Genomic DNA, 26,545 nt, shown 5'->3' with positions numbered 1-26,545 from the left:
TAGTGAGTACATTGACGTTAGTTTTAACAGCAGTCGGCTCGGTTTTGCTGCTGCTGTTTTTGGTCATGAAAGCGCGTATGCATGCTTTTGTGGCATTGATGGTGGTTTCTATTGGTGCAGGTCTCTTTTCCGGTATGCCGCTCGACAAAATCGCGGCCACCATGGAAAAAGGGATGGGAGGCACGCTGGGTTTCCTGGCGATTGTTGTCGCGCTGGGAGCCATGTTTGGCAAGATCCTGCATGAAACCGGTGCGGTCGATCAGATTGCCGTCAACATGCTGAAATCGTTTGGCCACAGCCGCGCGCACTATGCGATTGGTCTGGCGGGGCTGATTTGCGCGTTGCCGCTGTTTTTCGAAGTGGCGATCGTGCTGCTGATTAGCGTGGCGTTTTCGATGGCGCGTCACACCGGCACCAACCTGGTGAAGCTGGTGATCCCGCTGTTTGCTGGCGTGGCCGCTGCCGCCGCGTTTCTGCTGCCTGGCCCGGCGCCAATGCTGCTGGCCTCGCAGATGCACGCGGACTTTGGCTGGATGATCCTCATCGGCCTGTGTGCGGCGATCCCGGGCATGATTATCGCCGGCCCGCTGTTCGGTAATTTCATTGGTCGCTACGTCGAACTGCACATTCCTGATGACGTCACCGAACCGCATCTCGGCGAAGGGAAAATGCCCTCTTTCGGCTTCAGCCTGGCGCTGATCCTGCTGCCGCTGGTGCTGGTGGGGCTGAAAACCATCGCCGCGCGTTTTGTTGAGCCGGGCTCAACGGCGTATCAGTGGTTTGAGTTTGTCGGTCATCCGTTTACCGCGATTCTGGTGGCCTGTCTGGTCGCCATTTACGGTCTGGCGATGCGCCAGGGGATGCCGAAAGACAAAGTGATGGAAATCTGCGGTCATGCGCTGCAACCGGCGGGCATTATCCTGCTGGTGATCGGTGCGGGCGGCGTGTTCAAACAGGTGCTGGTGGACTCCGGCGTGGGCCCGGCGCTCGGTGAAGCGCTGACCGGCATGGGACTGCCGATCGCCATCACCTGCTTTGTGCTGGCAGCGGCGGTGCGCATCATTCAGGGTTCGGCTACCGTGGCCTGTCTGACGGCGGTGGGGCTGGTGATGCCGGTCATCGAACCGTTGCACTTCAGCGGCGCGCAGATGGCGGCTCTCTCTATCTGTATCGCGGGCGGCTCGATTGTGGTCAGCCACGTCAACGACGCCGGTTTCTGGTTGTACGGTAAATTCACTGGCGCCACCGAAGCGCAGACGCTGAAAACCTGGACGCTGATGGAAACCATCCTCGGCACCACCGGCGCAATCATCGGTATGATTGCCTTCTCGCTGCTGAGCTAACCGCACTTCTGCCCGGTGACCATCGCGTTGCCGGGTACGCCTTTTCTCTTCCCTCCTCTCCCTGCAACAAATTGCTCAAAAAACGTGCCTTAATTATCGGCAAAATTTCTGATACTGAGGGGATCATTGATTATTTTCACTTGCGACTTTGGTAGCATTTTGTAATGTGATAGGGGTCGCAGTTCAACGATAAAACGCACACGCACAACAGCACACACCTCTGCAGGAAAAACGCTATGAAAAATGTTGGCTTCATCGGCTGGCGCGGTATGGTCGGCTCTGTTCTCATGCAACGCATGGTAGAAGAGCACGACTTCGACGCCATCCGCCCGGTTTTTTTCTCCACCTCTCAGCACGGGCAGGATGCGCCCGGTTTTGGTAAAGAGGTCGGGAGCAAGCTTCAGGACGCTTACAACCTGGAAGCACTGAAGGCGCTCGATATCATTGTGACCTGCCAGGGCGGCGATTACACCAACGAGATTTTCCCTAAGCTGCGTGAAAGCGGCTGGCAGGGGTACTGGATTGACGCGGCGTCCTCGCTGCGCATGAAAGACGATGCCATCATCATTCTTGACCCGGTGAACCAGGGCGTGATTACCGATGCACTGAACAACGGCGTCAAAACTTTCGTTGGCGGCAACTGCACCGTCAGCCTGATGCTGATGTCGCTTGGTGGTCTGTTCGCACAGGATTTGATTGAGTGGGTGTCGGTGGCGACTTATCAGGCCGCGTCCGGCGGCGGCGCGCGTCATATGCGCGAACTGCTGACCCAGATGGGCCAGTTACACAACTACGTGGCGGATGAACTGGCAGACCCGGCGTCCGCCATCCTCGACATCGAACGTAAAGTCACCGGTCTGACCCGCAGCGGCGAACTGCCGGTCGACAACTTCGGCGTACCGCTGGCAGGCAGCCTGATCCCGTGGATCGACAAACAGCTCGACAACGGCCAGAGCCGCGAAGAGTGGAAAGGCCAGGCCGAGACCAACAAAATCCTCGGTACGCAGCACACCATTCCGGTAGACGGCCTGTGCGTGCGCGTTGGCGCGCTGCGCTGCCACAGCCAGGCATTTACCCTGAAACTGAAAAAAGATGTGTCGGTGGCAACCATTGAAGAGATGCTGGCGGCGCACAATCCGTGGGCAAAAGTGGTGCCGAACGACCGTGAAATCACTATGCGCGAGCTGACCCCGGCGGCGGTGACCGGCACCTTAACCACGCCAGTAGGCCGTCTGCGTAAGCTGAACATGGGGCCGGAGTATCTTGCCGCCTTCACGGTTGGCGATCAACTGCTATGGGGCGCCGCTGAGCCGTTGCGCCGTATGCTGCGACAGCTCGCGTAATAATTTTTAATGACTTAGGGGTGCGCTGACACCCCTTTTTTTGCGTAATACAAGGAGGACGCGCAGATGTTTTATTTTTTCTCGGGAGCCATATAAAGCGTTGGCTATGCTTTAAGCAAGGTAATGTATTTCAACCTTAGCTGAGGGTAGGGCGGAGCAGGGAAGATGCATAGTCAACAAGCTGCACCGTTCAGGTCAAAAATGTCACCACAGTTGTGGAAGAGGGTGACACTCAAAAAACAGGATAGAAAACCATGTCTGATCGTATCGGTTATCAACTCGCCGTCACCTGGCACGGTCAACAGAATCTGATTGACGATCCTTATCGATTCGGCCCCGTGCTGCAGGAGATGGACGCCTGGCTGCTGTCAGAAGGCACGCACCTGCGCCCGTACGAAACGCTCGGTATAGAGACGTGATCAATGCGTTGTTTGCCGGTCATTTTGCCGACCCTTTTTCAATTCTTGGCATGCATCGTACTGACGATGGACTGGAAGTCCGCGCACTTTTACCCGACGCGACCGACGTCTGGGTGATCGAACCCAAAACCGGGCGCAAAGTCGGTAAGCTCGAATGCCTCGATTCACGCGGCTTTTTTTGGGGTATCTTACCCCGCAGGAAAAACCCATTTCGTTATCAACTCGCCGTCACCTGGCACGGTCAACAGAATCTGATTGACGATCCTTATCGATTCGGCCCCCTGCTGCAGGAGATGGACGCCTGGCTGCTGTCAGAAGGCACGCACCTGCGCCCGTACGAAACGCTCGGCGCGCATGCCGATACCATGGACGGCGTCACCGGCACCCGGTTCTCCGTCTGGGCACCGAATGCGCACCGCGTGTCTGTCGTTGGGCAGTTCAACTACTGGGACGGCCGCCGTCACCCGATGCGCTTGCGCCGCGAATCCGGCATCTGGGAACTGTTTGTGCCCGGCGCAGTGACCCGGCGCAGCGCCTCCACGCCCTGCCAGACGGTCAGGACGGCGGTCTTCTCCAGCAGGGCATCCGCAGTCTGGCGGAAGACGCCGCTGGCGACCTCCGCTTCCAGTACAAACGGGGTGGATAATCCCTGTGAAAGGCGGAAACGGACCACGGCGAAGGTGTCCGGCCTCTGCCCGTCGATATCCAGTGTGAAGCGTAATCCCTGTCGTGACATACCGGCATCCCTGAGATATTCATGGCATCAACACGGGAAAACAATGCATAGATTACATGAATTAAAACAATAAGTTACAAACAATTGGCAAATGCTGGCATGTGAAACGGACACGGACAGTGATCAGGATCACGAAGGGATAGTTTGAGCGTGCCGAAAACCGGTTTCGGACTGAGAACTGATAAGAACGGGGAACAGATATAAGGCAGATATTTACCTGCCTTATATGAAGCGAAAATCAGCGGGAAAGAATCAAATGAAGACCAAAGGCGGCAAAAAGCGTTCCGGCAACGCCGTCGATCCATTTCGCCATGCGCTGGTAGCCACGGCGCATCGCCGGGAGCGCAAACAGGCTGGCGACGAGGGTAAACCAGGCGAAGGTTTCTACGATAATCAGCAGGAAAATGCCCCAGCGCGCGGCTCCGCCGATGTTGTCGCCAACAAACAGTGAGAACACCGAGCCGAAATAGATAATCGCTTTAGGATTGGCGAGGTTGGTTAGCAGCCCTTTAAGGAAACTGCGACCGCTACGGGCTAATTCCACCTGCGGTGCAGGAGCAGCACTGACTTCTTTTTTCAGTGCACCACGCAGCATCTGGTAGCCCATCCAGCAGAGATAAAGGCCACCACCCACCATAATGATGTTATGCAGCCACGCCATTTTTTGCAGGATTAAATGCAGACCCAGCAGCGCGACGCCCGCCCACACCATAACGCCTGCGGTGATCCCCAGCACGCCCATCATGGCTTCTTTGCGTGAGCGGCTGACTGCCGTTTGCGAGACGAAGAAAAAGTCCGGTCCCGGGCTCATCAGCGCGATGATATGCACCAGGGCCACGGTGAGAAAGAGCATTAACATAGGCGTTTACTCATGGAGGAAATAGTTCAGCGAGTAACCATACTGGCACTTTTTTCTCGCCTTGACTACATCTCGTCGTCACCATCCACATGCGAGCGAATCAGCGCCATGAACTCTTTACCAAAACGCTCGAGCTTGCGCATCCCCACACCGTTGACGCTCAGCATGTCGCCCGGCGACAGCGGCATTTGTTCGGCCATTTCAATCAGTGTGGCATCGTTAAACACCACGTAGGGCGGGATGTTCTCTTCATCGGCGATAGCTTTACGCAGCTTGCGCAGTTTGGCGAACAGTTTACGATCGTAATTGCCCACCGCCGCTTTCTGCATCACGCGTGGTTTCAGGGCAATAATACGCGGTACAGCGAGCTGCAGCGGCGCTTCACCACGCAACAGCGGGCGCGCGGCATCGGTCAACTGCAAGGCGGAATGTTGGGCGATATTCTGCGTGATGAACCCTAAGTGGATCAGCTGGCGAATCACGCTGACCCAGTGTTCGTGGCTCTTTTCCCGCCCCATGCCGTACACCTTGAGCTTATCGTGCCCAAACTCGCGGATGCGCTGATTATTGGCGCCACGAATGACTTCGACCACGTAGCCCATCCCGAAGCGCTGATTGACCCGGCCAATGGTGGAAAGCGCGATTTGCGCATCGATCACGCCATCGTATTGCTTCGGCGGATCGAGGCAGATATCGCAGTTGCCGCACGGCTCCTGCCGCCCTTCACCGAAATAGTTGAGCAGCACCAGACGACGACAGGTTTGCGCTTCGGCAAAGGCGCCCATCGCGTTGAGTTTGTGACGTTCGATATCCTGCAGTTGCCCGGCGGGTTTTTCTTCCAGGCAACGGCGCAGCCACGCCATATCGGCCGGATCGTAAAACAGCATCGCCTCAGCAGGCAGGCCGTCACGCCCGGCGCGGCCGGTTTCCTGATAGTAGGATTCGATATTGCGCGGGATGTCAAAATGCACCACAAAGCGCACGTTGGGTTTGTTAATGCCCATCCCGAACGCCACCGTCGCCACTACGATTTGCAAATCGTCGCGCTGGAATTTATCCTGCACGTCGGCGCGAATGTGGTTTTCCAGCCCCGCGTGATACGCCCCGGCACTGATGCCGCGGCTTTGCAGACGCGCGGCGGTATCTTCAACTTTCGCCCGGCTGTTGCAATAAATAATGCCGGATTTACCGCGCTGCTCCTGCACGTAGCGCATCAGCTGATCGAGCGGTTTGAATTTTTCCATCAGCATGTAGCGGATGTTCGGGCGGTCAAAACTGCTGATCTGAATGAGCGGATCGTTCAGCCCCAAAAGGCGAACGATATCGAGACGAGTGGTATCGTCGGCGGTCGCCGTCAGCGCCATAAACGGCACGGCAGGGAAACGCTGACGCAGTTGCCCCAGCGCCGCATATTCCGGGCGGAAATCATGGCCCCATTGCGAAATACAGTGCGCTTCGTCCACCGCCAGCATCACCGGATTCCAGTGGCTGAGGTTGTCGAGGAANGTCCGGCGCCCCGCCATCACCTCAAGTTGCTGCTCGCGGCTTTGCGTGGAGTTAAGGCATGCAGCCGCCACGCCGTTTGCCAGCAACTGATCGACCTGATCTTTCATCAGCGAAATCAGCGGTGATACGACCACCGTCAACCCATCAAGCACCAGCGCCGGGATCTGGTAACAGAGCGATTTTCCGCCGCCCGTCGGCATCACGACCAGGCAGTCGCGCCCTTCCAGCACCGTATTGATGATCGCTTCCTGGCCCGGGCGGAACTGCTGGTAGCCGAAGGTTTCCTGCAAAACCTGCTTCGCCAGTGATTCCTGATTGAGTACTTCCGCCTGTGCCACCGTGACCTCATTCCTCTAAATCAAAACAGGCGCTATTTTCAGCGCCTGTGAGCGAAACTGCAATGTTTTAAAACAGATCATTGAGCATAACGCCGACGCCGACACGCGTCTGGTTAAAGTTGTAATCGATCAACGATTCGCCATAACCGCTATAAACCTGAGTATAAACACGAACATGCCGGGTGATCGGATAACTGACACCGACTTCTGCGCCGCCATAGCCGGTATTCCAGTTGTACTGGCCCTGGGCGCTAAGCACCGCGTCGCCAAGCTGGTAGCCGATTTTCAGGCGGTAGTAACCCATGTATTTAGCGATATCCGGATTATCGTCGGTGCTGCCCACCACGTACCAGGGTTTCACTTCCACCAGCCAGTTGCCGTTCTGCGCCATCAGGCGCGTATAGAGACGATTCCAGCTACGGGAGGTCGGGTCGGAACGACCGTTGGAGTCATGATTGTAGCCAAACTCCACGTCGCGCAACGTCCAGCCTGCCAACGAATAATCGGTCGCGAAACCAAGAAACAGCTGCGGTTCATAGTTGGTTTCACGAAACGGTGAAGACTCTTTGCTGTTGGAAAGCTGCCACCATGACCGCTGCGTATACGACGCGCCCAGCACGGAGTTGTCGCCCAGAATACCGCGCCACAGCGGGAATGCCAGGCTGAGCTGGAATTTCACTTCGTCTTTACGCGCATTCTCAGACCAGCTGTAGCTACGAATTGCCTCTTTGTTCAGATCGCTGGTCCAGGTGTAAAGCAGGTAGTTGCTCTCGTAGGGATAGAGGGTAAAAGGATTATCATGCTCCTGCAGCAGATTCGCGATAATACTGCCGCGTACCGCAGGCGCATCATGGACTTCTTTAATCGTCGCTTCCTGCGCAAGGGCCGAAAAGGACAGCCCGACCATCGCCAGCAGCCAACCCAGAAAAATACGCATCGATTCTGTTCTCCTGAACCTCAGATTATTAGCCAGTTTATTATTCTGCCGCTCATTCTACAGACTTACCTGACACAACGCTTGCCTGAATATCCTTTCTAAAAGTGGAAATCAACAATTGATAATCATAAAATCAACATTTCATTAACTAACGGATAAGACTGTTATGTCGGCTGAATTAACTGCGGAAGCGGTACTCAACATGGTGGGCGAGATTTTTGTCTACCACATGCCGTTCAACCGCGCGCTGGGCCTGGAGCTGGAGCGCTACGAAAAAGAGTTCGCGCAGCTGAGTTTTAACAATCAGCCCATGATGGTGGGCAACTGGGCGCAAAGCATTCTGCACGGCGGCGTGATTGCCTCCGCGCTGGATGTCGCCGCGGGCCTGGTCTGCGTGGGAAGCACGCTGACGCGTCACGATACCATCAGCGAAGAAGAGCTTCGCCAGCGTTTGTCGCGCATGGGGACGATCGATTTGCGCGTGGATTATCTGCGCCCGGGGCGCGGCAATCGCTTTACCGCGACCAGCAGCCTGCTGCGAGCAGGAAACAAAGTCGCCGTGGCGCGCGTGGAGTTGCACAACGAAGAACAGGTGTACATCGCCAGCGCAACGGCGACGTATATGGTGGGTTGAGTCACATTTTTCGGGTAAAATCCCTTCACTTTTTTGCAAGGAATTTAACCGATGGATGCTAAACAGACGCGGTTGGGTGTGTTGCTTGCGCTCGCCGCTTATTTTATCTGGGGTGTCGCTCCAGCTTACTTCAAACTGATTTATTACGTTCCTGCTGACGAAATCCTCACGCATCGGGTCATCTGGTCATTTTTCTTCATGGTGGCGCTGATCAGCATCAGCCGTCAGTGGCCGCAAGTCAAAAGGCTCCTGCAAACGCCAAAAAAGATTTTCCTGTTGGCGCTGTCGGCCGTGCTGGTCGGGGGAAACTGGCTGCTGTTCATTTGGGCGGTGAATAATCATCACCTGCTGGAAGCCAGTCTCGGCTACTTTATCAATCCGCTGGTGAATATTCTGCTGGGGATGATTTTCCTCGGCGAACGTTTTCGTCGGATGCAATGGGTGGCCGTCGCGCTGGCGGTCTGTGGCGTACTGGTTCAGCTATGGACCTTTGGTTCGCTGCCGATCATCGCCCTCGGGCTGGCGTTCAGCTTTGCCTTTTACGGTCTGGTGCGCAAGAAAATCGCGGTGGATGCACAAACCGGCATGCTGGTTGAAACGCTGTGGTTGTTGCCGGTCGCGGCTGTCTATCTGTTTGGCATCGCCGATAGCGCCACCAGCCATATGGGGCAAAACACGATGTCGCTTAATCTGCTGCTGATGGCCGCAGGCGTCGTGACCACCATTCCGCTGCTGTGCTTTACCGGTGCCGCAACGCGTCTGCGTCTCTCCACGCTCGGCTTCTTCCAGTACATTGGCCCGACGCTGATGTTTCTGCTGGCGGTGGTGTTCTATGGCGAAACGCCGGGCGCAGACAAAATGGTGACGTTTGCGTTTATCTGGGTCGCGCTGGCGATCTTTGTGATGGATGCGGTGTACACCCAGCGCAGGGTGAAGAAAGGATTATAAAACGCGTGAAGCCCTCTCCCGGCGCGGGAGAGGGGAAACGATCAGAGCCAGTTCTTGCGTTTGAAATAAAGGTACGGCGCCAGCCCGGCGAGGATCATAAAGATAATCGCGCCAGGGTAGCCAAAGCTCCACTTCAGTTCCGGCATAAATTCAAAGTTCATCCCATAGCTCGAAGCCACCAGCGTCGGCGGCAGGAACACCACGGATACCACAGAGAAGATCTTGATGATGCGGTTCTGCTCGATGTTGATAAAACCCATCGCCGCCTGCATCAGGAAGTTCACCTTCTGGAACAATGATTCGTTGTGCGGCAACAGGGATTCGATATCTCGCAGGATCTCGCGCGCCTGCTCCAGTTGACCCGCCGGTAAGCGCGCTTTACGCACCAGAAAGTTCAGCGCGCGCTGGGTATCCATNNACCCGCCCCCCCCTCCCAGCCGATATCTTCCAGTTCCGCCAGCGTAGAAAGCGGCTCGTCATATTCATCACCCTGATGACCTTCCATGATGACACGGCTCAGCTTTTCCAGATCGCTGTAGATGTTTTCAATTTCATCCGCCAGCTGTTCGATTTTGGTTTCGAACAGATCCAGCAGCAGTTCATAGGCGTTGCCGTCGACCATTTCCTGGCTACGGGCGCGCATACGGTAGAGACGAAACGCCGGTAGTTCGCGTTCGCGCAGCGTGAACAGACGCCCTTCGCGAATGGTAAATGCGACGGTGGAGTTACCGGCGTGGTCTTCCGCATCTTCAAAAAAGAAAAATGAGTGAATGTGCAATCCGTCTTCGTCTTCAAAGAAACGCGCGGAGGCTTCAATGTCTTCCAGTTCAGGGCGTGTTGCCAGATTCTGGCCCAATTCCGTTTGCACACGGCTTCGCTCTTCGTCGTCCGGCTCGACGAGATCCACCCACACTGAACTGGCCAGGTGTTTGATCTCATCCGCCTCAAGACGCGATAAGCGGTTATTTTCCAGTTGAAATGCGCTCAGCATGACCGGGACTCCCAATGCAAAATATTATCGGACAGTTCGGTGGGCACACAGAAACAAATTGGGTTTCAGACCATTAAGTCTGACTCAGCGCGACGGGATAGAGACAGGTCGCTGACAACCGCTAAGGCTATCAGCATGTGAGGATAGCCTTAGGAGTTGTTCCTGAATGACAGGAAAATGAGCCAGCATCTACTGGGTGTGTCCAAGGCGAATGTCCTCTTAGCGTAATCGTGCGCGCATGTTACGCCAGCATAAATGCAGCGTCAACAGACAACGAAACGCCAGAGAGTTTTAATTCCCCTCTGGCCTATAAGGCTAGCAGATTATTACAAAAAAATGATATTTTTCTGAATGTTACACGGCTTCAAGACGCGCGTAAGCGGCGACCAGCCATTTTATGCCCTGCCCCTGGAACGCCACCTGCAAACGGCTGTGTTCGCCGCTGCCTTCCAGGTTGACGATGGTGCCTTCGCCAAACTTCGCGTGACGTACGCGCTGGCCCAGCTTGTAGCCGGAATCGCTCTCCGTCACTGGCGTCCCCAGACGCTGATGGCTGACCGGGCGGCTCACCGTCGCGCGTAAACGAACTTCCTCAACGCAGGCTTCAGGCAATTCACCGATAAACCGTGACGGACGATGATAGACCTCTTTGCCGTACAGACGGCGCGTTTCGGCGTAGGTCAGCGTCAGTTTTTGCATCGCGCGGGTCACGCCCACGTAGGCCAGACGGCGTTCCTCTTCCAGACGACCGCCCTCATCCAGCGACATCTGGCTCGGGAACATCCCTTCTTCCATGCCGACGATAAACACCTGCGGGAATTCCAGCCCTTTCGCCGAGTGGAGCGTCATCAGTTGCACCGCATCCTGCCAGGTATCCGCCTGCCCTTCGCCCGCTTCAAGCGCGGCGTGAGACAGAAATGCCTGCAACGGCAGCAGATCTTCATCTTCATCCTGATAGCTGAACTGACGCGTTGCCGTCACCAGTTCCTCTAAGTTTTCGATACGCGTCTGGCCCTTCTCGCCTTTTTCCTGCTCGTACATCATCCGCAGGCCCGAGTCTTTGATAACCCGGTCGGTCTGAACGTGCAGCGGCATGTCAGCGGTTTCCTGGGCCAGCGCGTCGATCAGTTCAAGAAAACGCTGCAACGCACTGGCGGCGCGCCCGGCGAGGGCTTTTTCCTGCAGCAGCTCGCGGCAAGCCTGCCATAGCGTCAACTGGCGATCGCGTGAAGCCTGACGCACCACGTCCAGCGTACGATCGCCGATGCCGCGCGTCGGCGTATTCACCACGCGTTCAAACGCGGCGTCGTCATTACGGTTGGCNCCCCCACCCCGCCATAAATGCGGTACGGCATACTCGCCTGCAGTAACGCCTCTTCCAGCACACGCGACTGGGCGTTGCTGCGATAGAGAATGGCGCACTGTTCCAGCGCACCGCCGTTGTCCTGCCAGGTTTTGATACGGTTGACCACAAAGCGCGCTTCGTCCAGTTCGTTGAACGCGCAATAGAGAGAAATGGGTTCGCCGTCGACCCCGTCGGTCCACAGCTTTTTACCGAGGCGACCGTCGTTGTTTTCGATCAGGGCGTTCGCCGCGCTGAGAATATTGCTGGTCGACCGGTAGTTCTGCTCAAGGCGGATGGTTTCCGCACCGGGGAAATCATTGAGGAAACGCTGAATGTTTTCCACCTGCGCGCCGCGCCAGCCGTAGATCGACTGATCGTCATCGCCGACGATCATCACTTTGCCGGTATCGCCCGCCAGCAGGCGGATCCACGCGTACTGGATATTGTTGGTGTCCTGGAATTCGTCAACCAGGATATTGGTAAAGCGCTCACGGTAGTGCTGCAGGATATGCGGCTTGTTGAGCCACAGCTCATGGGCGCGCAGCAGCAGCTCGGCAAAATCCACCAGACCCGCGCGGTCGCAGGCTTCCTGATAGGCCTGATACACCTTCTGCCAGGTCTGTTCAATCGGGTTGCCGTAGCTCTGAATATGGTGCGGGCGTATCCCTTCGTCTTTCTGGCCGTTGATGTACCACATCGCCTGACGCGGCGGCCACTGCTTTTCGTCGAGATTCATGGCTTTGATCAGACGCTTCAGCAGACGCAGCTGATCTTCGCTGTCGAGGATCTGAAAATCCTGCGGCAGGTTAGCGTCCAGATGGTGCGCACGCAGCAGGCGGTGCGCCAGCCCGTGGAAGGTGCCGACCCACATGCCGCCCTGCGAGGTGCCCATCAGTTGCGAAATACGATGGCGCATTTCCGCCGCCGCTTTGTTGGTAAACGTCACCGCCATAATGGAATACGGCGAGCTGTTTTCCACGCTCAGCAGCCAGGCGATACGGTGCACCAGCACGCGCGTCTTACCACTGCCCGCCCCCGCCAGCACCAGCATATTGGTGCGCGGCGCCGCCACGGCTTCACGCTGTTTATCATTGAGGCTGTCGAGCAGGTAAGAAACGTCCATTGGCACCGCCGGAATATGTGTCGGGGACGGAAAGCGTAGCGCCATCCGTCAAAACCCTGGGAATTTATACAGAACTGCTGGTGATTATATCAGCGTCGTGAGGGATGCCAACCGGGAAATTTCGATGTGCGGCAACAGGCGGCTGTCGTTGATTTGCATCAGCGAGCCTTCGAACAGGTTGATCCAGCAGGCCTGCATGCCGCAGCGGATCGATCCCGCGACGTCGGTTGTCAGGTCGTCGCCAACGTGCAGGATCTCGCCGATCGGCACGTTCAGACGTTCCGCCGCCAGATGATACATATCGGCAAAGGGTTTAGAGCGACCGTCAGGGCCTGCGCGCAGCACAAACTGGAAGTAATCACTCAGCCCAAACAGCTCCGCCTGCCAGTGCGGCCAGCGTGTCGTGCGTCTCCTGCGGAACATCAACACGGCTACGCCATTTGGCGAAATTGACCATCGCTGCCGTCGCGCCAACCGACGCCTCTTCCGCGCTCAGGCCCGCCTGCAGCATTGCCTGTTCCACGGCACGGCGGCGCCATTCGGTGACATCGTGGTAAATATCGGGTTCGGTTTTACGCAACGCATGGCGCAGTTGCATAAAGTCGCTGCTCTCAAAACGGCTGAGCGCAGGGTGATAATTTCGCAGAAACGCCAGCGATTCCTGTTCCGTTTTGAGGATCACCTGACGGTTATCGTAAAGGGTATCGTCCAGGTCAAACGTCAGCGCGGAGATCTGACCTAATGGGCGGTAAAAACGCATTATTTCCCCCGTTTGGCGCGTGGATGCGCCGCATCGTACACCGAGGCAAGGTGTTGAAAATCAAGATGGGTATAGATTTGAGTGGTGGCCAGATTAGCGTGACCCAGCAGCTCCTGCACGCCACGTAGATCGCCACTCGACTCCAGCATGTGGGTGGCAAACGAGTGACGGAGCTTATGCGGATGCACATGGCTGTTCAGCCCCTGCTTGATGCCCCACTCGGCAAAACGCTTCTGCACGTTACGCGCCGAAATTCGCTTGCCGTGCTTCGATAAAAACAGCGCATCGTCATCGCCGCCAAACAGGCCGCGCAGATCGAGCCAGTGCTCAATCCACGTTACGGCGCTGCGGCCGATGGGTAAGCGGCGCTCTTTGCTGCCTTTCCCGATCACCCACACTTCGCCGGTGGAAAGATCAAGACTGTTGATATCCAGATTCACCAGCTCAGACAGACGCAGCCCGGCGCCGTACATGATTTCCAGCATCGCGCGGTCGCGTATCGCCAGCGGGTCGTTGAGATCGATATCCAGCAGCCGGTTAACATCATCCACATCGATATTTTTCGGCAAATGCCGCGGCGCTTTAGGTGCGGAAACCGCTTTCGCCGGGTTGGCGTTCAGCTCGCCCTGCCACACCATCCAGTCAAAGAAACTGCGCAGCGCCGACAGCCGCAGCGCCAGGCTTGCCGGGCCGAGCCCTTTACGCCGACTGCGGACCGCAAAATTGCGCACCACGGCGACATCACATTGTTGCCAGCCCGAGATGCCCGTATCGCTGGCTATCTGGATGATGGCATCAAGCTGACGCCGGTAATTGCGTAAGGTGATGGGGCTGAGCTGACGCTCAACGCCCAGATAGCGAAGGAAGCGTTCGACGGCGTCGTGCATTGAAGCGTCGGTCATACGCGCTCAATCCAGCGCTCCAGCAACCCAGGCAGCATCAGCGCAATTTCCTGCAACAGTTGCGTGCCTTGCCCCTGCTGGTAATGATGCACATCGCGGCTGCTAAAGAGGATGACGCCCAGATCGCTGTCGCTGCCGAGCATCGACATGGCGACAGAACCGATCGCTTTCGCGTCCGGTAAGACCACCAGCAGTTCCGGTCCGTTCAGCGAGCCGAGGTAGTGGCGCTGATGGCCGAGCCGCTGGATACGCAGCGGTTCAAACGCCTGGCGGGATAACGCCAGATGCGTCGCGCTGGTCGGCGCACCAATGCGCCAGCGGTCGGGAAACAGACGAACGGTCGCGCCCGCAAGACCCAGATCCCGCGCCCAGCGATGAAAACGCATCAGCATATCGTCCAGACTTTCGGCAGACGCCAGCCGGGTTTGCAGATGCAGCAGGCGATAGAACAGGCTTTCGTTTGTTGTCGCCTGCGCCATTAACAGCGAAATATTTTCTTCCAGCGTGCTGATGTGGTGACGCGCCCGCGCCATATGCCATTCCACCAGCGAGATGGTGCCGCGAACCGGATGAGGCACCCGCATCTGCTCGACGCTCTGCGCATTGCGGATAAAAAATTCAGGATGTTGCAGCAGGTACTCCACGACGGCGCGATCGTCCAGCGACGTGACGACATCCTGCTGTTCTTCCCCGACGTGTTTCATAAGTGAATAAATCCGTCGTAGACATGTGCCGCCGGGCCAGTCATAAACAACGGTTGACCCGGACCTTTCCAGGCGATATCGAGTCGCCCGCCTGGTAATTCCACGCGTACCTCTTCCGCCAGCAAACCTTGCTGAATACCGACAGCGACGGCCGCGCACGCGCCGCTCCCGCAGGCCTGCGTTTCCCCCGCGCCGCGTTCATACACGCGCAGGCGAATGTGCTCACGCGTAACCACCTGCATAAAGCCGATGTTGGCGCGTTCGGGAAAACGCTCATGGCTCTCCATCACCGGTCCCAGCGTTTCGACGGTCGCCGTGTCGACGTCATCGACCTGAATCACGCAGTGCGGATTTCCCATCGACACCACGCCGCACAGTATGGTTTGCTCGGCCGCCCGCATAATATAGGTCTTTTCCGCTTTGTTCGCGCGAAACGGCACCTGCGACGGCTCAAAGTTGGGCTCTCCCATGTTCACCCGAACCAGATCGTCATCTGTTACGCTTAATACCATACGACCGTTCGCCGTACTGACGCGAATATCACGTTTGTTCGTCAGCCCTTTCAGGCGCACGAAACGCGCGAAGCAGCGCGCACCGTTGCCGCACTGCGACACTTCGCTGCCATCAGCGTTGAAAATACGGTAGTGAAAATCCAGCTCCGGATCGTACGGCGGTTCGACGATCAGCAACTGATCGAAACCCACGCCGAGATGCCGATCCGATAAACGCCGGATCAGCTCAGGAGAAAAAAACACATTCTGCGTTACCGCGTCGACGACCATGAAGTCGTTGCCCAGACCGTGCATTTTAGAGAACTGCATCATTTACTCCATTCACGGGATTGAGAACGGAACCGTCAGTAATTCACCTGAGTCGGGCCGCCGTTGTCGCCACGATCGTTACGATCCGGCGTAGAACTCTGAATCGTGCTATCAACCGGTTTGGTCGGCGGCGGTGCAGTTTTATCTGCCGGCGGGAAATAAAGTGGCCCTTTCAGTCCACAGCCGGTCAGACTGAACATCGTCAGTAGTACGGCGAGCGTTCGGTAAACGTTTTTCATTCTAAGATGCCTGTAGTTCAAACTTTCTGTTTTCTATCATCGCAGGAGAAGACGTAAAAGCAAGCGTTTAGCGCCTAACTGCAACGCATTATGTTTCGCGTTATACTGCCGCCATCACGCGAAAATGGGAAACAAAAATGAACGACAGTGAATTTCATCGCCTTGCTGACACCCTGTGGCTGACCATCGAAGAACGTCTTGACGACTGGGACGGCGACAGCGATATCGACTGTGAAATTAACGGTGGCGTACTGACGCTCTCTTTCGAAAACGGCAGCAAAATTATTATTAACCGCCAGGAGCCGTTGCACCAGGTCTGGCTGGCGACCAAACAGGGCGGCTATCACTTTGACCTGAAAGGGGATGAGTGGGTGTGTGATCGCAGCGGCGAAACGTTCTGGGATCTGCTCGAGCAGGCTGCCACGCAGCAGGCGGGCGAAGCGGTGAGTTTCCGCTAAGCGAAACTACGAAAAATACTGCTGCAGTAACGGCGCCGTGTTGTCCTGATCGATCGCGGCGGCCGTGCCAATCGCCTGGGTGCGGAACGGAATGACCTGCGCGCGCCCGTCGACTTTCACAATCTGATAGAACTGCGGCAGGTNNAATAAAGCTGGAGCCGTAGGTGAAGCGGTCGTGAGACGATGAATAGAAGCGGCTGACGTCGCGCACCAGCTCCTCTTTACTTCCTTCGCAGTGGTGATACACCTCTGCCCGGTTGCTCTCATCCAGAATGTAAATATTAAAGCCGTTATCATCACTGGTATCTTCAAAGAAGAATTGGATGATTCCTTCACTGGCGAATCCGTCGACCACCGGCGGCAGCTGAACCTGGTTGGTTTCCACCTGAACAGACAAGCCGTGCAGTTTGTTGTGCGAAATGGCACCGTAAAACTCGATGGCGTTTTCCAGTTTCTGTACCGAGACATTCAGACGCTCGAAGAACAGACCCCAGGTCTGCCCGGAGACACGCAGCGCTTTGAAGCGCCCGGTTTCCTGACGCGTGCTGGAAAGGCGCAGCTCAATACATTCAGAAACCAGCTGCTGCACACGGGTACGGATCAAACCACGCAGGTGCTGGCTGTAGCAGAAAACTTCCACGCTGTCCGGCGGCGCGGCGTCCTGGTGCATCTTGCCGAGGATCGTTTTTAACGCTTCGATCATCGCCTGCTCGCCGTTGAAATGCAGCGTACGCACTTCGTTCCACGAGTTGCGATACAGCAGATCGATACTGCCAATCAGGCAGTTTTGCGCTTCGCCAAAGCTGAAAACGTCCAGCTTCCGGAAGTCGAAATGAACCACCTGATTGCGGAACGCCGCCGTCGGGTCGTATTCAAGGTTAACGATGATGGCCAGATGGCGTATTTCACAGGGGCTGTACAGCGCTTTCGGCGTCGGCGCTGGCAGGCGCAGCGGGAAGTGATGAGACACGTCCGCCACCATTTCCTGCAGTTTCGCCAGATCGACGAGACCGTTGCCCTTAATAAACAGGTGCGTGCGTGACGTCAGCAGGCCGTTAAACCAGGCCCAGGCCACCAGCTTATTAAGATAACGGTTATATTCCAGCGGTTGATGGCTGACGATGGATTCCATGTTCGGCGCGCGGTTGTAGAGATACCAACCCGTACGGTTAGCGCGACCCGGCGGCACATAGATAAACGTCAGATTCGGCTCGGACAGATCCGGAGAAATCTGCGGGTTTACCAGCGTCACTTTACCCGGCAACGCTTCAAACGCGGCGTACAGTTTACGCGTCAGCACGCCGATATCCTGCGGGCTGGCGGAGACGCTCAGGTTGTTGCGGCGGGCGAAACGGATGAGGTTACGATAGCTCTGCATCATCGCATCGAGCAGTTCGTTATGCGCATTGCGCACTTCATCGATTTTCCAGTTCGCGCGGTTGTCGAGCATGGTCAGGCGCGCCTCGTCCCAGCCCCACTCTTTCACTAACTGAGTGAGCACTTCACGACGCCAGCCAACGCAGGCGCGCTCGCGGCTCAGTTTTTCGCACACTTTGAGATAGAAACAACGACGCACCAGATCAAGACGGGTTTCGTCTTCGATATTCACGAGATATTCGGTGACGCGCTCCAGCATCATGCAGTACGGGTCAAGACCGAACGAAATGATCTCGCCATCATGCAGGCGCTGCTTGANCGATGCTTTTATAGAGTTGCCACAGGCTGGCGCCAAAGTACTCTTCCGCCGACAGCGAGCTCAGACCGCCGAGATCCAGCCACTCGTTCGGGGTCAGCACGCCCTGCGCGTACAGCTTCATTACGTAATCGTCGTAATGTTCTTCTTCGTCGCCCGGCACCATATTCCACAGAATACGTTTCCCGGCGAGGCGCACGGCCGTACGGTAAAATTCGTCAAGCAACAGAATGNCTGCCGCTTTCATTATGGCGGAAGCGGTTTTCGTCAATCAGGAAGAAACTGACCTCAACGCCCAGCGACGCGGCCCAGCTTTCCAGCAGGCTGCATTTACGCTGCAGCAGTTGACGCTCGTCGTTATCGAGCCACGACTGGTGGCAGACCCAGATATCCAGATCGGAGGAACAACTTTGCCCGACCGATGAAGTACTGCCCATGGTGTACACGCCGGTAATCGGCAGTTCGCCCTGCGGGGTTTCCTGCTTCGGCATGCCACGGTGCAGTTCGAGTTCATCAAGATAGTGGCGTTGGGTTTCATCAGGCGTGAAAAGGCAGATGCCAGCGGGAACGTTACCGTCAAGGTAACCCGGCATCAGCGGGTGATGATAATGCAGCAATGTCGGCAGTAGACTGTAGACCTGTTGGAACGCAGGCCCCATGGCAGCAAGCGCGCGATCCACGCGCAATTGATTGATGGCATCCAGTCTCTGTTTTAGTGTCTCAATGTAGAGGTACAAGACATTTCGCCTGATGTTCAAACCCGGATATCAAAGGCATTGAGCCGCCTGGGATACGCTGGGTTGCAGTAATTCAACAAGAACCGTTTCCATTTATCGTCGTTTTCGTTTTGACCGCGTTGACGAACAAATGGTTTAAAACGTGATCAATTTAACACCTTGCCGATTGACCGTAAAGAAAGATGCGCTACATACAAGTGTAGCATCAATTAATTCACGAAATTTTCTGAAAGCGGTCCGGACGGGTTTCGCCGTCGATCGCAAAATGACGTGACAAATCCACTTCCCTCTCTTGCGTAAAAAACCGTGAAAACTGACATCCTTAAGGCACAGTGTTAGGATGGTTGGTGGACGATAATGACGGTAACAAGCATGTTAGACAAAGTTTTGAGAATTGCCACACGGCAGAGTCCCCTCGCGTTGTGGCAGGCACATTATGTGAAAAATCGCCTCATGGCCTGTCACCCCGGACTGGATGTCGAACTTGTGCCAATGGTGACCCGCGGCGATGTGATCCTTGATACCCCACTGGCCAAAGTCGGCGGCAAAGGGCTGTTCGTCAAAGAGCTGGAGCTGGCGTTGCTTGAGAATCGTGCAGACATTGCCGTTCACTCGATGAAAGACGTGCCGGTGGATTTCCCCGAAGGGCTTGGGCTGGTCACCATTTGTGAGCGTGAAGATCCGCGCGACGCCTTCGTTTCTAACCATTATGCCTCTCTGGACGACCTTCCCGCCGGCAGCGTGGTTGGCACGTCAAGTTTACGCCGCCAGTGTCAACTGGCTGCCCTCCGCCCCGATCTGGTCATTCGCTCCCTGCGTGGAAACGTCGGAACGCGTCTGAGCAAACTGGACAACGGCGACTATGACGCGATTATTCTCGCCACCGCCGGGCTGATCCGTCTGGGGCTGGAGTCGCGCATTCGCATGGCGCTGCCGCCAGAAACCTCTTTACCGGCCGTGGGTCAGGGCGCGGTGGGCATTGAATGCCGCCTGGGCGATGACTGGACCCGTGCATTGCTGGCGCCACTGAACCATACTGAAACGGCCATCCGCGTTAAAGCGGAGCGCGCCATGAACACGCGCCTCGAAGGCGGCTGTCAGGTGCCGATTGGCAGCTATGCTGAACTGATTGACGGTGAAATCTGGCTGCGCGCGCTGGTGGGTGCCCCGGACGGTTCTCAAATGGTACGTGGCGAACGCCGCGGTAAACCGGAAGAGGCGGAACAGTTGGGCATTTCACTGGCGGAAGAGCTACTGCAAAACGGCGCGCGCGCTATCCTGGCGGCGGTCTATGATGGAGAATCGCCTGCATGAGTATTCTGGTCACCCGCCCGTCTCCGCAAGGAGAAGAATTAGTGAGCCGCTTGCGCACACTGGGGCGAGTGGCCTGGAGTTTCCCGCTGATCGAATTTACCCCCGGTCGGGAACTCCCCTCGCTACGCGGCTTGCTGAATAATCTCACTGACAACGATCTGCTGTTCGTGCTGTCGCAGCACGCGGTGACCTTTGCCGACGCACAGATGCGTCAGCAGCAGGCCCACTGGCCGAATGCCCCCCACTATTTTGCGATTGGCCGAACCACAGCGCTGGCGTTACATCAGGTCAGCGGTAAAGCGATTCGCTACCCGCAGGATCGGGAAATCAGCGAAGTCTTGCTACAATTACCTGAATTACAAAATATTGCGGGAAAGAAAGCGCTCATTTTGCGCGGCAACGGCGGGCGGGAACTGCTCGGTGAAACGCTGCGGTCGCGCGGCGCTGAAGTGACATTTTGCGAATGCTATCAGCGTACGGCAAAACACTACGATGGCGCGGAAGAAGCCATGCGCTGGCAGTCACGCGGGGTGACCACGCTGGTCATTACCAGCGGCGAGATGTTACAACAGCTCTGGTCGCTTACCCCTCCGTGGTATCGTGAAAACTGGCTGCTACGCTGTCGGCTGCTGGTTGTCAGCGAGCGACTGGCGCATCTTGCCAGGGAATTAGGCTGGCAAGAGATTCAAATTGCCGATAGCGCCGACAACGATGCGCTGCTGCGCGCGTTACAATAACTCTCAAAACTGGAAGCCATAATGACGGAACAACAACATTCCTCCGCCGTGGTTGAAGAGACCAGGGAGGCCGTGGAAACCACGCCACAGCCAGAAAAAAAACCAGAGCCGGAAAAAACGGCACCCAAAGGCAGTGGCAACAAAACCAGCCTGGTGCTGAGCGCTGTCGCCATTGCTATCGCGCTGGCGGCGGGCGTTGGTTTATACGGTTGGGGAAAACAGCAGGCGGTGACGCAGACGACGGCGAACGACACCCTTGCGAATCAACTGATTGCGTTACAGAAATCGCAAGAAACGCAAAAAAACGAATTCGAAGGCATCATCAAACAGCAGGCAGAGCAACTGACCGAGGCGAAACGCCAGCAGGAAGCCCTGACCAAACAGCTTGATGACGTGCAGCAAAAAGTGGCCACCATTTCCGGCAGCGATGCGAAAACCTGGCTGCTGGCGCAGGCCGATTATCTGGTCAAACTGGCCGGTCGCAAACTGTGGAGCGATCAGGACGTGACCACGGCGGCGGCACTGCTGAAAAGCGCGGACGCCAGCCTCGCTGACATGAACGATCCGAGCCTGATCACCGCGCGTCGCGCCATTACTGACGATATCGCCAGTCTGTCCGGCGTCACACAGGTGGATTACGACGGCATTATTCTGAAAGTTAACCTGTTAGCGAATCAGGTCGACAATCTGCGTCTGGCTGATAACAACGACGACGGCTCGCCGATGGATGACGACGACAGCGGTGAACTCTCCACCTCACTCAGCGAATGGCGGGTGAACCTGCAAAAAAGCTGGCAGAACTTTATGGACAATTTCATTACCGTTCGTCGCCGTGATGAAACTGCCGTCCCGCTGCTGGCGCCGAATCAGGATGTCTATCTGCGTGAAAACATTCGCTCCCGCCTGTTAGTCGCCGCACAGGCGGTACCGCGCCATCAGGACGAAACCTACAAGCAGGCGCTGGATAATGTCTCCACCTGGGTGCGTGCCTATTACGATACCGAAGACGCAACGACCAAAGGCTTCCTTGAAGAAATCGATAAGCTCAGCCAGCAGAGTATTTCCATGGATGTCCCTGACACGCTGCAAAGCCAGGCGATTCTGGAAAAACTGATGCAGACGCGGGTGCGCAATCTGCTTGCTCAGCCAGCGGCACCAGCCAATGCAGACGTTGCGCCGCAAGCTGACACCCCCGCCGCGGCACCGCAAGGAGAATAATCATGCTGAAAGTGCTATTACTCTTTGCGTTGCTGATCGCGGGTATTGTGCTCGGCCCGATGGTCGCCGGTCATCAGGGTTACGTGCTCATCCAGACGGACACTTACAATATTGAAACCAGCGTCACCGGTCTGGTGATCATTTTTATTCTGCTGATGGTCGTGCTGTTCGCTATCGAATGGCTGCTGCGCCGCATTTTCCGCACTGGCGCACACACGCGTGGCTGGTTTGTTGGCCGCAAACGCCGTCGTGCACGTAAACAGACCGAACAGGCGCTGCTGAAACTGGCAGAAGGCGATTACCAGCAGGTTGAAAAGCTGATGGCGAAAAATGCCGATCACGCTGAACAACCGGTGGTGAATTATCTGCTGGCGGCAGAAGCGGCACAGCAACGCGGTGATGAGCTGCGTGCGAATCAGCATCTGGAACGCGCTTCGGAGCTTGCTGGTAACGATATGATCCCGGTGGAAATCGCCCGCGTGCGTCTGCAACTGGCGCGTAACGAAAACCATGCGGCACGCCACGGCGTGGACAGGCTGCTGGAAGTGACGCCGCGTCACCCGGAAGTGCTACGTCTTGCAGAGCAGGCGTTTATTCGCACTGGCGCATGGAGTTCGCTGCTCGACATCATTCCGTCAATGGCGAAAGCCAACGTCGGAGATGAAGAACATCGCGCCGCGCTGGAGCAGCAGGCATGGATTGGGCTGATGGATCAGGCGCGTGCCGATCAGGGCAGCGACGGCCTGCGTGAATGGTGGAAGAATCAGAGCCGCAAAACGCGTCATCAGGTCGCGCTGCAGGCGGCGATGGCGGAGCATCTCATTGAATGTGACGATCATGACACCGCACAGCAGATCATCATTGACGGCTTAAAACGCCAGTACGACGATCGCCTGGTGCTGCTGATCCCGCGTCTGAAAACCAACAACCCGGAACAGCTGGAAAAAGTACTGCGTCAACAGATCAAATCCGTGGGTGATCGCCCGCTGTTGTGGAGTACGCTGGGCCAGTCGCTGATGAAACACGGTGAATGGCAGGAAGCGAGCTTTGCCTTCCGCGCAGCGCTGAAACAGCGCCCGGATGCCTTTGATTACGCCTGGCTTGCCGACACGCTTGATCGTCTCCATCAGCCTGAAGAAGCGGCCACCATGCGCCGCGACGGCCTGATGCTGACCCTACAGAACAATAACCCCCCTCAATAACCCCGCGGCATAAAAAAACGCCTGTACTTTACAGTACAGGCGTTAAAACAGGTCTGTTTGACAACATAAATAGGTGCTTCACTCAACGTTATGTCCATGGTGTTTGATGAGGCCGAAGCGACATCTGTCTGTGGACGATAAGCACCGTAAATGGCTCTGCATCATTCCTGAGTTTATGAGGCACTAAGGCGAGCATAAGAGATGGAATGAGCATCTACACGCATATTATTGCACAACGCGTGCCAGAGTTGCATCCCCATTCTGCGCGGCCTCGCAATCTTTAAGAATTGATGAGATGTCGCCGGGTGGAGACATAAACAAGCGATATGGAAAAGCGGCGGTAAAATCAGAGAGTTATATGTCACCTGCTGGCAACAATGTCAGAACAGGTTGTCGCGGTGCGGAGACAGCGGGCTAACGTCTTGAAATAGTACAGAAAACAAAAAACCCCGCCGAAGCGGGGTTCAAAATTGGTCGGCGAGAGAGGATTCGAACCTCCGACCCACTGGTCCCAAACCAGTTGCGCTACCAAGCTGCGCTACTCGCCGATGTACTGCTTTTTGAATTTTTAGTTCAATCTGTTAAGTCGTGGTGCGAGGGGGGGGACTTGAACCCCCACGTCCGTAAGGACACTAACACCTGAAGCTAGCGCGTCTACCAATTCCGCCACCTTCGCGTTCACAACTTCAAATAATGGGGTGGCTAATGGGATTCGAACCCACGACAACTGGAATCACAATCCAGGGCTCTACCAACTGAGCTATAGCCACCACTGTATTCTTTCACGCGGCCCTGCTTAACTTCACAGACCACCGCAGCTCCAGCGCCGGGTAAAATGGCGCGCCCGACAGGATTCGAACCTGAGACCTCTGCCTCCGGAGGGCAGCGCTCTATCCAGCTGAGCTACGGGCGCTTAGCGCCGTTGCGGGGGTGGATAGTACGGACTTAAGGCGCGCCTGTCTAGTGCTTTTTTTAAGAAAATGCGCGTTTGGTTATGCTTTGCGCATTTTGCCGCTTATTCCCTCACCTTGTCCGCAGAACCGTGACGATTCAGGCCGAACACCTTGTAAATCAACGTTACTGCGGCGAGGAAGATAATGCCGACAAACAGCGACATACGCGTGTCATCGTTGAATCCCATGCCGATTAACACGCAAACCAGGAATGCCATCGTCAGGTAGTTTGCCCAGGGAAATAACACAGAACGGAAGGGGTGGCTGGCAATCGCTTCTTTATGCGCATGACGGAAACGCAGCTGGCTGATCAGGATGACAAACCACGGCACCATGCCTGGCAATACGCTGGCGCTGTAAACGTAGACAAACACGCGCTGCGGGTTAGGAATGATGTAGTTCAGACAGGAGCCGAGCAGCAGAATGATAATGGAGAGCGTAANCCCCCCCGCCACTGGCACGCCGCTGCGGGACAGTTTCGCCACGCCAGCAGGCAACTGGCGGTTTTTCGCCAGCGCGTAGAGCATACGCCCGCAGCTGTACATACCGCTGTTACAGCCGGACAGCGCCGCCGTCAGCACCACAAAGTTGATGATCCCTGCCGCCGCGGTAATGCCGATTTTGGCGAAGGTAAGCACGAACGGGCTGCCGTTGGTGCCGATCTCGTTCCATGGGAAAATAGTGACGATCACGAAAATCGCGCCCACGTAGAAAATCAGGATACGCCACAGCACCTTGCTGACCGCGCTGCGCAGCGTGACCTGCGGGTTTTTCGCTTCACCGGCGGTAATACCGATCAGCTCAACGCCCTGATACGACGCCACCACAATACAGAGCGCCGTCAGGAACCCTTTCCAGCCCCCGGCAAAGAAGCCGCCATGTTCCGTGAGGTTGCCGAAACCTACCGAATGCCCCCCATTACCGAAGCCGAAAAAGATGACGCCCAGCCCGACCACGATCATCACAATGATGGTGGTGACTTTGATCATCGCAAACCAGAACTCCAGCTCACCGTACAATCTGACCGCGGCAAGGTTCGCCAGCGCCACCAACGCCACCGCAATAATCGCCGGTATCCACTGGGGTAGCTCCGGGAACCAGAACTGGACGTAGACGCCGATGGCGGTGATTTCGGAGATCCCCACCGCCATCCACATAAACCAGTAGGACCAGGCGGTTAAGTAGCCGAAAAACGGACTCATGTAGCGGTGCGCGTACACTGCGAAGGAACCCGCTACCGGCTCAAGGAACAGCATTTCGCCCATTGAGCGCATGATAAAGAAGACGAACAGACCGGCGACAATGTAGGCCAGCAGAACAGACGGCCCGGCCCATTTCAGGGTGCTCGCGGCCCCCATAAACAGACCGACGCCGATAGTGCCCCCAAGGGCGATTAATTCAATATGACGGGCTTCCAGACCGCGCTGGAGCTCCGGTTTATTTTCAGCCATAGAATCCTCTTGTGTTTGCATTGTTCCGGTCATAGCCGGTTATTTTTATAGGTAACGTGTTTTATCGGATGGTGAATGGCAGTCAAAAAGCACAGCAAACTGCCATTCAGGCAGCGAATGGTTTAACAATTTCCGACAAATGGCAAACAAAGTCTTAAGAATCTGGAAGCATTGCACAATAATCGTTCAAAGCTTCCAGTAACGAGCAAGGATCAGAGCTGACCGGTGTAATGCCAGCGGAGGTAACGGAGGAGTTTCAGTTGCCGCTTGATACGGCTCGGTTGCGAGAGCAGACGGTAAAGCCACTCCAGCCCCAGGTTCTGCCAGACCTTCGGCGCGCGTTTAACGTGCCCGGTAAATACGTCGTAAGTGCCGCCAACGCCCATGTACAGGGCAGTCGGGTGCACCTGTCGGCAGTCGCGCATGAAAATTTCCTGTTTCGGCGAGCCCATCGCCACGGTGATGATTTCCGCGCCGCTGTCATGAATGCGCTCAAAAAGCGCCTGACGCTGCTCTGGCGGAAAATAGCCATCCTGACTGCCCACAATGTTGACGTTCCACTGCTGGCGAAGTTTTTCTTCCGTCTGCGCCAGCACGTCCGGCTTGCCGCCCACTAAAAATACCGGCGTCCCTTCAGCGCCGGCGCGTTCCATCAGCGCTTCCCACAGGTCGGCACCCGCCACGCGGGAAACGTCCGCCTGCGGGTATTTTTTGCGCACCGACCGCACCACGCTGATACCATCCGCGTATTTAAATTCCGCNTCCCCCCAGCCGATAAGTTGTAAACCACGCAAGGTATACAGCGGCGCGGAGGTTGAATCAGTCATGAGGTTC

The 26,545-nt window shown here is 56.3% G+C and carries 19 protein-coding genes, 4 tRNA genes and 7 pseudogenes; 11 read left to right on the top strand and 19 right to left on the bottom strand.

Annotated features, from left to right (window positions below; all coding sequences use genetic code 11):
• The first annotated feature begins 2 nt into the window (after positions 1 to 2).
• From gntU to GM30_RS01415, 4 genes and pseudogenes are all read left to right on the top strand, one after another.
• Complete coding sequence (gene gntU, locus GM30_RS01425) at positions 3 to 1,343, top strand: gluconate transporter (protein ID WP_049847188.1); 1,341 nt, start codon at positions 3 to 5, stop codon at positions 1,341 to 1,343.
• 236 nt (positions 1,344 to 1,579) lie between these two features.
• On the top strand, positions 1,580 to 2,686 hold the full coding sequence (gene asd / locus GM30_RS01420; RefSeq protein ID WP_049847187.1) for an aspartate-semialdehyde dehydrogenase: 1,107 nt from the start codon (positions 1,580 to 1,582) through the stop codon (positions 2,684 to 2,686).
• 254 nt (positions 2,687 to 2,940) lie between these two features.
• Entirely contained in the window at positions 2,941 to 3,105 is a 165-nt protein-coding gene (locus GM30_RS25890; RefSeq protein ID WP_155483892.1) for a hypothetical protein, read from the top strand.
• Positions 3,045 to 3,623: pseudogene (locus GM30_RS01415) on the top strand (GlgB N-terminal domain-containing protein); the annotation flags it as partial. The gene GM30_RS25890 and the pseudogene GM30_RS01415, both read left to right, overlap by 61 nt.
• Here the strand turns inward: GM30_RS01415 and GM30_RS26910 are convergent.
• The 4 genes and pseudogenes from GM30_RS26910 to pldA form a co-directional block, all read right to left on the bottom strand.
• Positions 3,623 to 3,841, bottom strand: a pseudogene (locus tag GM30_RS26910) (type VI secretion system tip protein VgrG); the annotation flags it as partial. The pseudogenes GM30_RS01415 and GM30_RS26910 sit on opposite strands and share 1 nt — an antisense overlap.
• A gap of 238 nt (positions 3,842 to 4,079) precedes the next feature.
• Positions 4,080 to 4,700 (bottom strand): threonine export protein RhtC, encoded by a 621-nt coding sequence (gene rhtC, locus GM30_RS01410; protein ID WP_049847186.1) that lies wholly within the window; start codon positions 4,698 to 4,700, stop codon positions 4,080 to 4,082.
• A gap of 65 nt (positions 4,701 to 4,765) precedes the next feature.
• Positions 4,766 to 6,544, bottom strand: a complete 1,779-nt coding sequence (gene recQ / locus GM30_RS01405; RefSeq protein ID WP_049847185.1) for an ATP-dependent DNA helicase RecQ — start codon at positions 6,542 to 6,544, stop codon at positions 4,766 to 4,768.
• Between the two features lie 67 nt (positions 6,545 to 6,611).
• A complete protein-coding gene (pldA, locus tag GM30_RS01400) occupies positions 6,612 to 7,481 on the bottom strand; it encodes a phospholipase A (protein WP_049847184.1) in 870 nt (289 codons plus the stop codon).
• Positions 7,482 to 7,647: 166 nt separating this feature from the next.
• Between pldA and yigI the strand changes: the two genes are divergently transcribed.
• A complete protein-coding gene (gene yigI / locus GM30_RS01395; RefSeq protein WP_049847183.1) occupies positions 7,648 to 8,115 on the top strand; it encodes an acyl-CoA thioesterase YigI in 468 nt (155 codons plus the stop codon).
• A gap of 51 nt (positions 8,116 to 8,166) precedes the next feature.
• Positions 8,167 to 9,063 carry an EamA family transporter RarD gene (gene rarD, locus GM30_RS01390; protein ID WP_049847182.1) on the top strand — a complete coding sequence of 299 codons (897 nt, stop codon included), beginning with the start codon at positions 8,167 to 8,169 and terminating at the stop codon, positions 9,061 to 9,063.
• A gap of 41 nt (positions 9,064 to 9,104) precedes the next feature.
• Here the strand turns inward: rarD and corA are convergent.
• The 8 genes and pseudogenes from corA to lptM all read right to left on the bottom strand — a co-directional run bounded on the left by corA (position 9,105) and on the right by lptM (position 15,948).
• Positions 9,105 to 10,054, bottom strand: a pseudogene (corA, locus tag GM30_RS25300) (magnesium/cobalt transporter CorA).
• 149 nt (positions 10,055 to 10,203) lie between these two features.
• Entirely contained in the window at positions 10,204 to 10,260 is a 57-nt protein-coding gene (gene ysgD / locus GM30_RS27780; RefSeq protein ID WP_420340995.1) for a YsgD/CorL family protein, read from the bottom strand.
• Positions 10,261 to 10,408: 148 nt separating this feature from the next.
• A pseudogene (gene uvrD, locus GM30_RS01380) lies at positions 10,409 to 12,522 on the bottom strand (DNA helicase II).
• Between the two features lie 84 nt (positions 12,523 to 12,606).
• Positions 12,607 to 13,282, bottom strand: a pseudogene (yigB, locus tag GM30_RS01375) (5-amino-6-(5-phospho-D-ribitylamino)uracil phosphatase YigB).
• Positions 13,282 to 14,184 (bottom strand): tyrosine recombinase XerC, encoded by a 903-nt coding sequence (gene xerC, locus GM30_RS01370; protein WP_049847181.1) that lies wholly within the window; start codon positions 14,182 to 14,184, stop codon positions 13,282 to 13,284. The pseudogene yigB and the gene xerC overlap by 1 nt, the downstream one beginning before the upstream one ends.
• Positions 14,181 to 14,888: a DUF484 domain-containing protein gene (locus GM30_RS01365; protein WP_049847180.1), complete on the bottom strand. Its 708-nt coding sequence runs from the start codon at positions 14,886 to 14,888 to the stop codon at positions 14,181 to 14,183. Before GM30_RS01365 ends, xerC begins: the two co-directional genes overlap by 4 nt.
• Positions 14,885 to 15,709 (bottom strand): diaminopimelate epimerase, encoded by an 825-nt coding sequence (dapF, locus tag GM30_RS01360; protein WP_049847179.1) that lies wholly within the window; start codon positions 15,707 to 15,709, stop codon positions 14,885 to 14,887. The genes GM30_RS01365 and dapF overlap by 4 nt, the downstream gene beginning before the upstream one ends.
• Positions 15,710 to 15,744: 35 nt before the next feature.
• Entirely contained in the window at positions 15,745 to 15,948 is a 204-nt protein-coding gene (lptM, locus tag GM30_RS01355; RefSeq protein WP_049847178.1) for an LPS translocon maturation chaperone LptM, read from the bottom strand.
• 137 nt (positions 15,949 to 16,085) lie between these two features.
• Here lptM and cyaY point away from each other — a divergent pair, with 137 nt between their 5' ends.
• Positions 16,086 to 16,406: an iron donor protein CyaY gene (cyaY, locus tag GM30_RS01350; RefSeq protein WP_049847177.1), complete on the top strand. Its 321-nt coding sequence runs from the start codon at positions 16,086 to 16,088 to the stop codon at positions 16,404 to 16,406.
• Between the two features lie 211 nt (positions 16,407 to 16,617).
• Here cyaY and GM30_RS01345 read toward each other — a convergent pair.
• A pseudogene (locus GM30_RS01345) lies at positions 16,618 to 18,779 on the bottom strand (class I adenylate cyclase); the annotation flags it as partial.
• Positions 18,780 to 19,208: 429 nt separating this feature from the next.
• Between GM30_RS01345 and hemC the strand changes: the two are divergent.
• Genes hemC through hemY form a run of 4 tightly spaced genes read left to right on the top strand, consistent with a single transcriptional unit; the run spans position 19,209 to position 23,307 of the window.
• Positions 19,209 to 20,150 carry a hydroxymethylbilane synthase gene (hemC, locus tag GM30_RS01340; protein WP_049847176.1) on the top strand — a complete coding sequence of 314 codons (942 nt, stop codon included), beginning with the start codon at positions 19,209 to 19,211 and terminating at the stop codon, positions 20,148 to 20,150.
• Positions 20,147 to 20,887: a uroporphyrinogen-III synthase gene (gene hemD, locus GM30_RS01335; protein ID WP_049847175.1), complete on the top strand. Its 741-nt coding sequence runs from the start codon at positions 20,147 to 20,149 to the stop codon at positions 20,885 to 20,887. The genes hemC and hemD overlap by 4 nt, the downstream gene beginning before the upstream one ends.
• Before the next feature lie 21 nt (positions 20,888 to 20,908).
• Complete coding sequence (gene hemX / locus GM30_RS01330) at positions 20,909 to 22,105, top strand: uroporphyrinogen-III C-methyltransferase (RefSeq protein ID WP_049847174.1); 1,197 nt, start codon at positions 20,909 to 20,911, stop codon at positions 22,103 to 22,105.
• A gap of 2 nt (positions 22,106 to 22,107) precedes the next feature.
• Positions 22,108 to 23,307: a protoheme IX biogenesis protein HemY gene (gene hemY, locus GM30_RS01325; RefSeq protein WP_049847173.1), complete on the top strand. Its 1,200-nt coding sequence runs from the start codon at positions 22,108 to 22,110 to the stop codon at positions 23,305 to 23,307.
• A 471-nt stretch (positions 23,308 to 23,778) separates the two neighbouring features.
• Here the strand turns inward: hemY and GM30_RS01320 are convergent.
• The 6 genes and pseudogenes from GM30_RS01320 to wecG all read right to left on the bottom strand — a co-directional run.
• Positions 23,779 to 23,855: transfer RNA gene (locus tag GM30_RS01320), tRNA-Pro, on the bottom strand.
• Positions 23,856 to 23,896: 41 nt separating this feature from the next.
• Positions 23,897 to 23,983 (bottom strand) — tRNA-Leu (locus tag GM30_RS01315).
• 18 nt (positions 23,984 to 24,001) lie between these two features.
• Positions 24,002 to 24,077, bottom strand: a tRNA-His gene (locus GM30_RS01310).
• A gap of 66 nt (positions 24,078 to 24,143) precedes the next feature.
• A tRNA-Arg gene (locus tag GM30_RS01305) sits at positions 24,144 to 24,220 on the bottom strand.
• Between the two features lie 102 nt (positions 24,221 to 24,322).
• A complete protein-coding gene (gene thrP / locus GM30_RS01300; protein ID WP_049847172.1) occupies positions 24,323 to 25,711 on the bottom strand; it encodes a bifunctional threonine/serine APC transporter ThrP in 1,389 nt (462 codons plus the stop codon).
• A 212-nt stretch (positions 25,712 to 25,923) separates the two neighbouring features.
• Positions 25,924 to 26,475: pseudogene (gene wecG, locus GM30_RS01295) on the bottom strand (lipopolysaccharide N-acetylmannosaminouronosyltransferase); the annotation flags it as partial.
• Positions 26,476 to 26,545: the final 70 nt, after the last annotated feature.

Origin of the sequence: Trabulsiella odontotermitis, assembly GCF_001188485.1 — a bacterium.
Lineage (GTDB): Bacteria > Pseudomonadota > Gammaproteobacteria > Enterobacterales > Enterobacteriaceae > Trabulsiella > Trabulsiella odontotermitis_A.
Note: the sequence above shows the minus strand (reverse complement) of the source record. Positions and strands in the feature narration are given on the sequence as shown.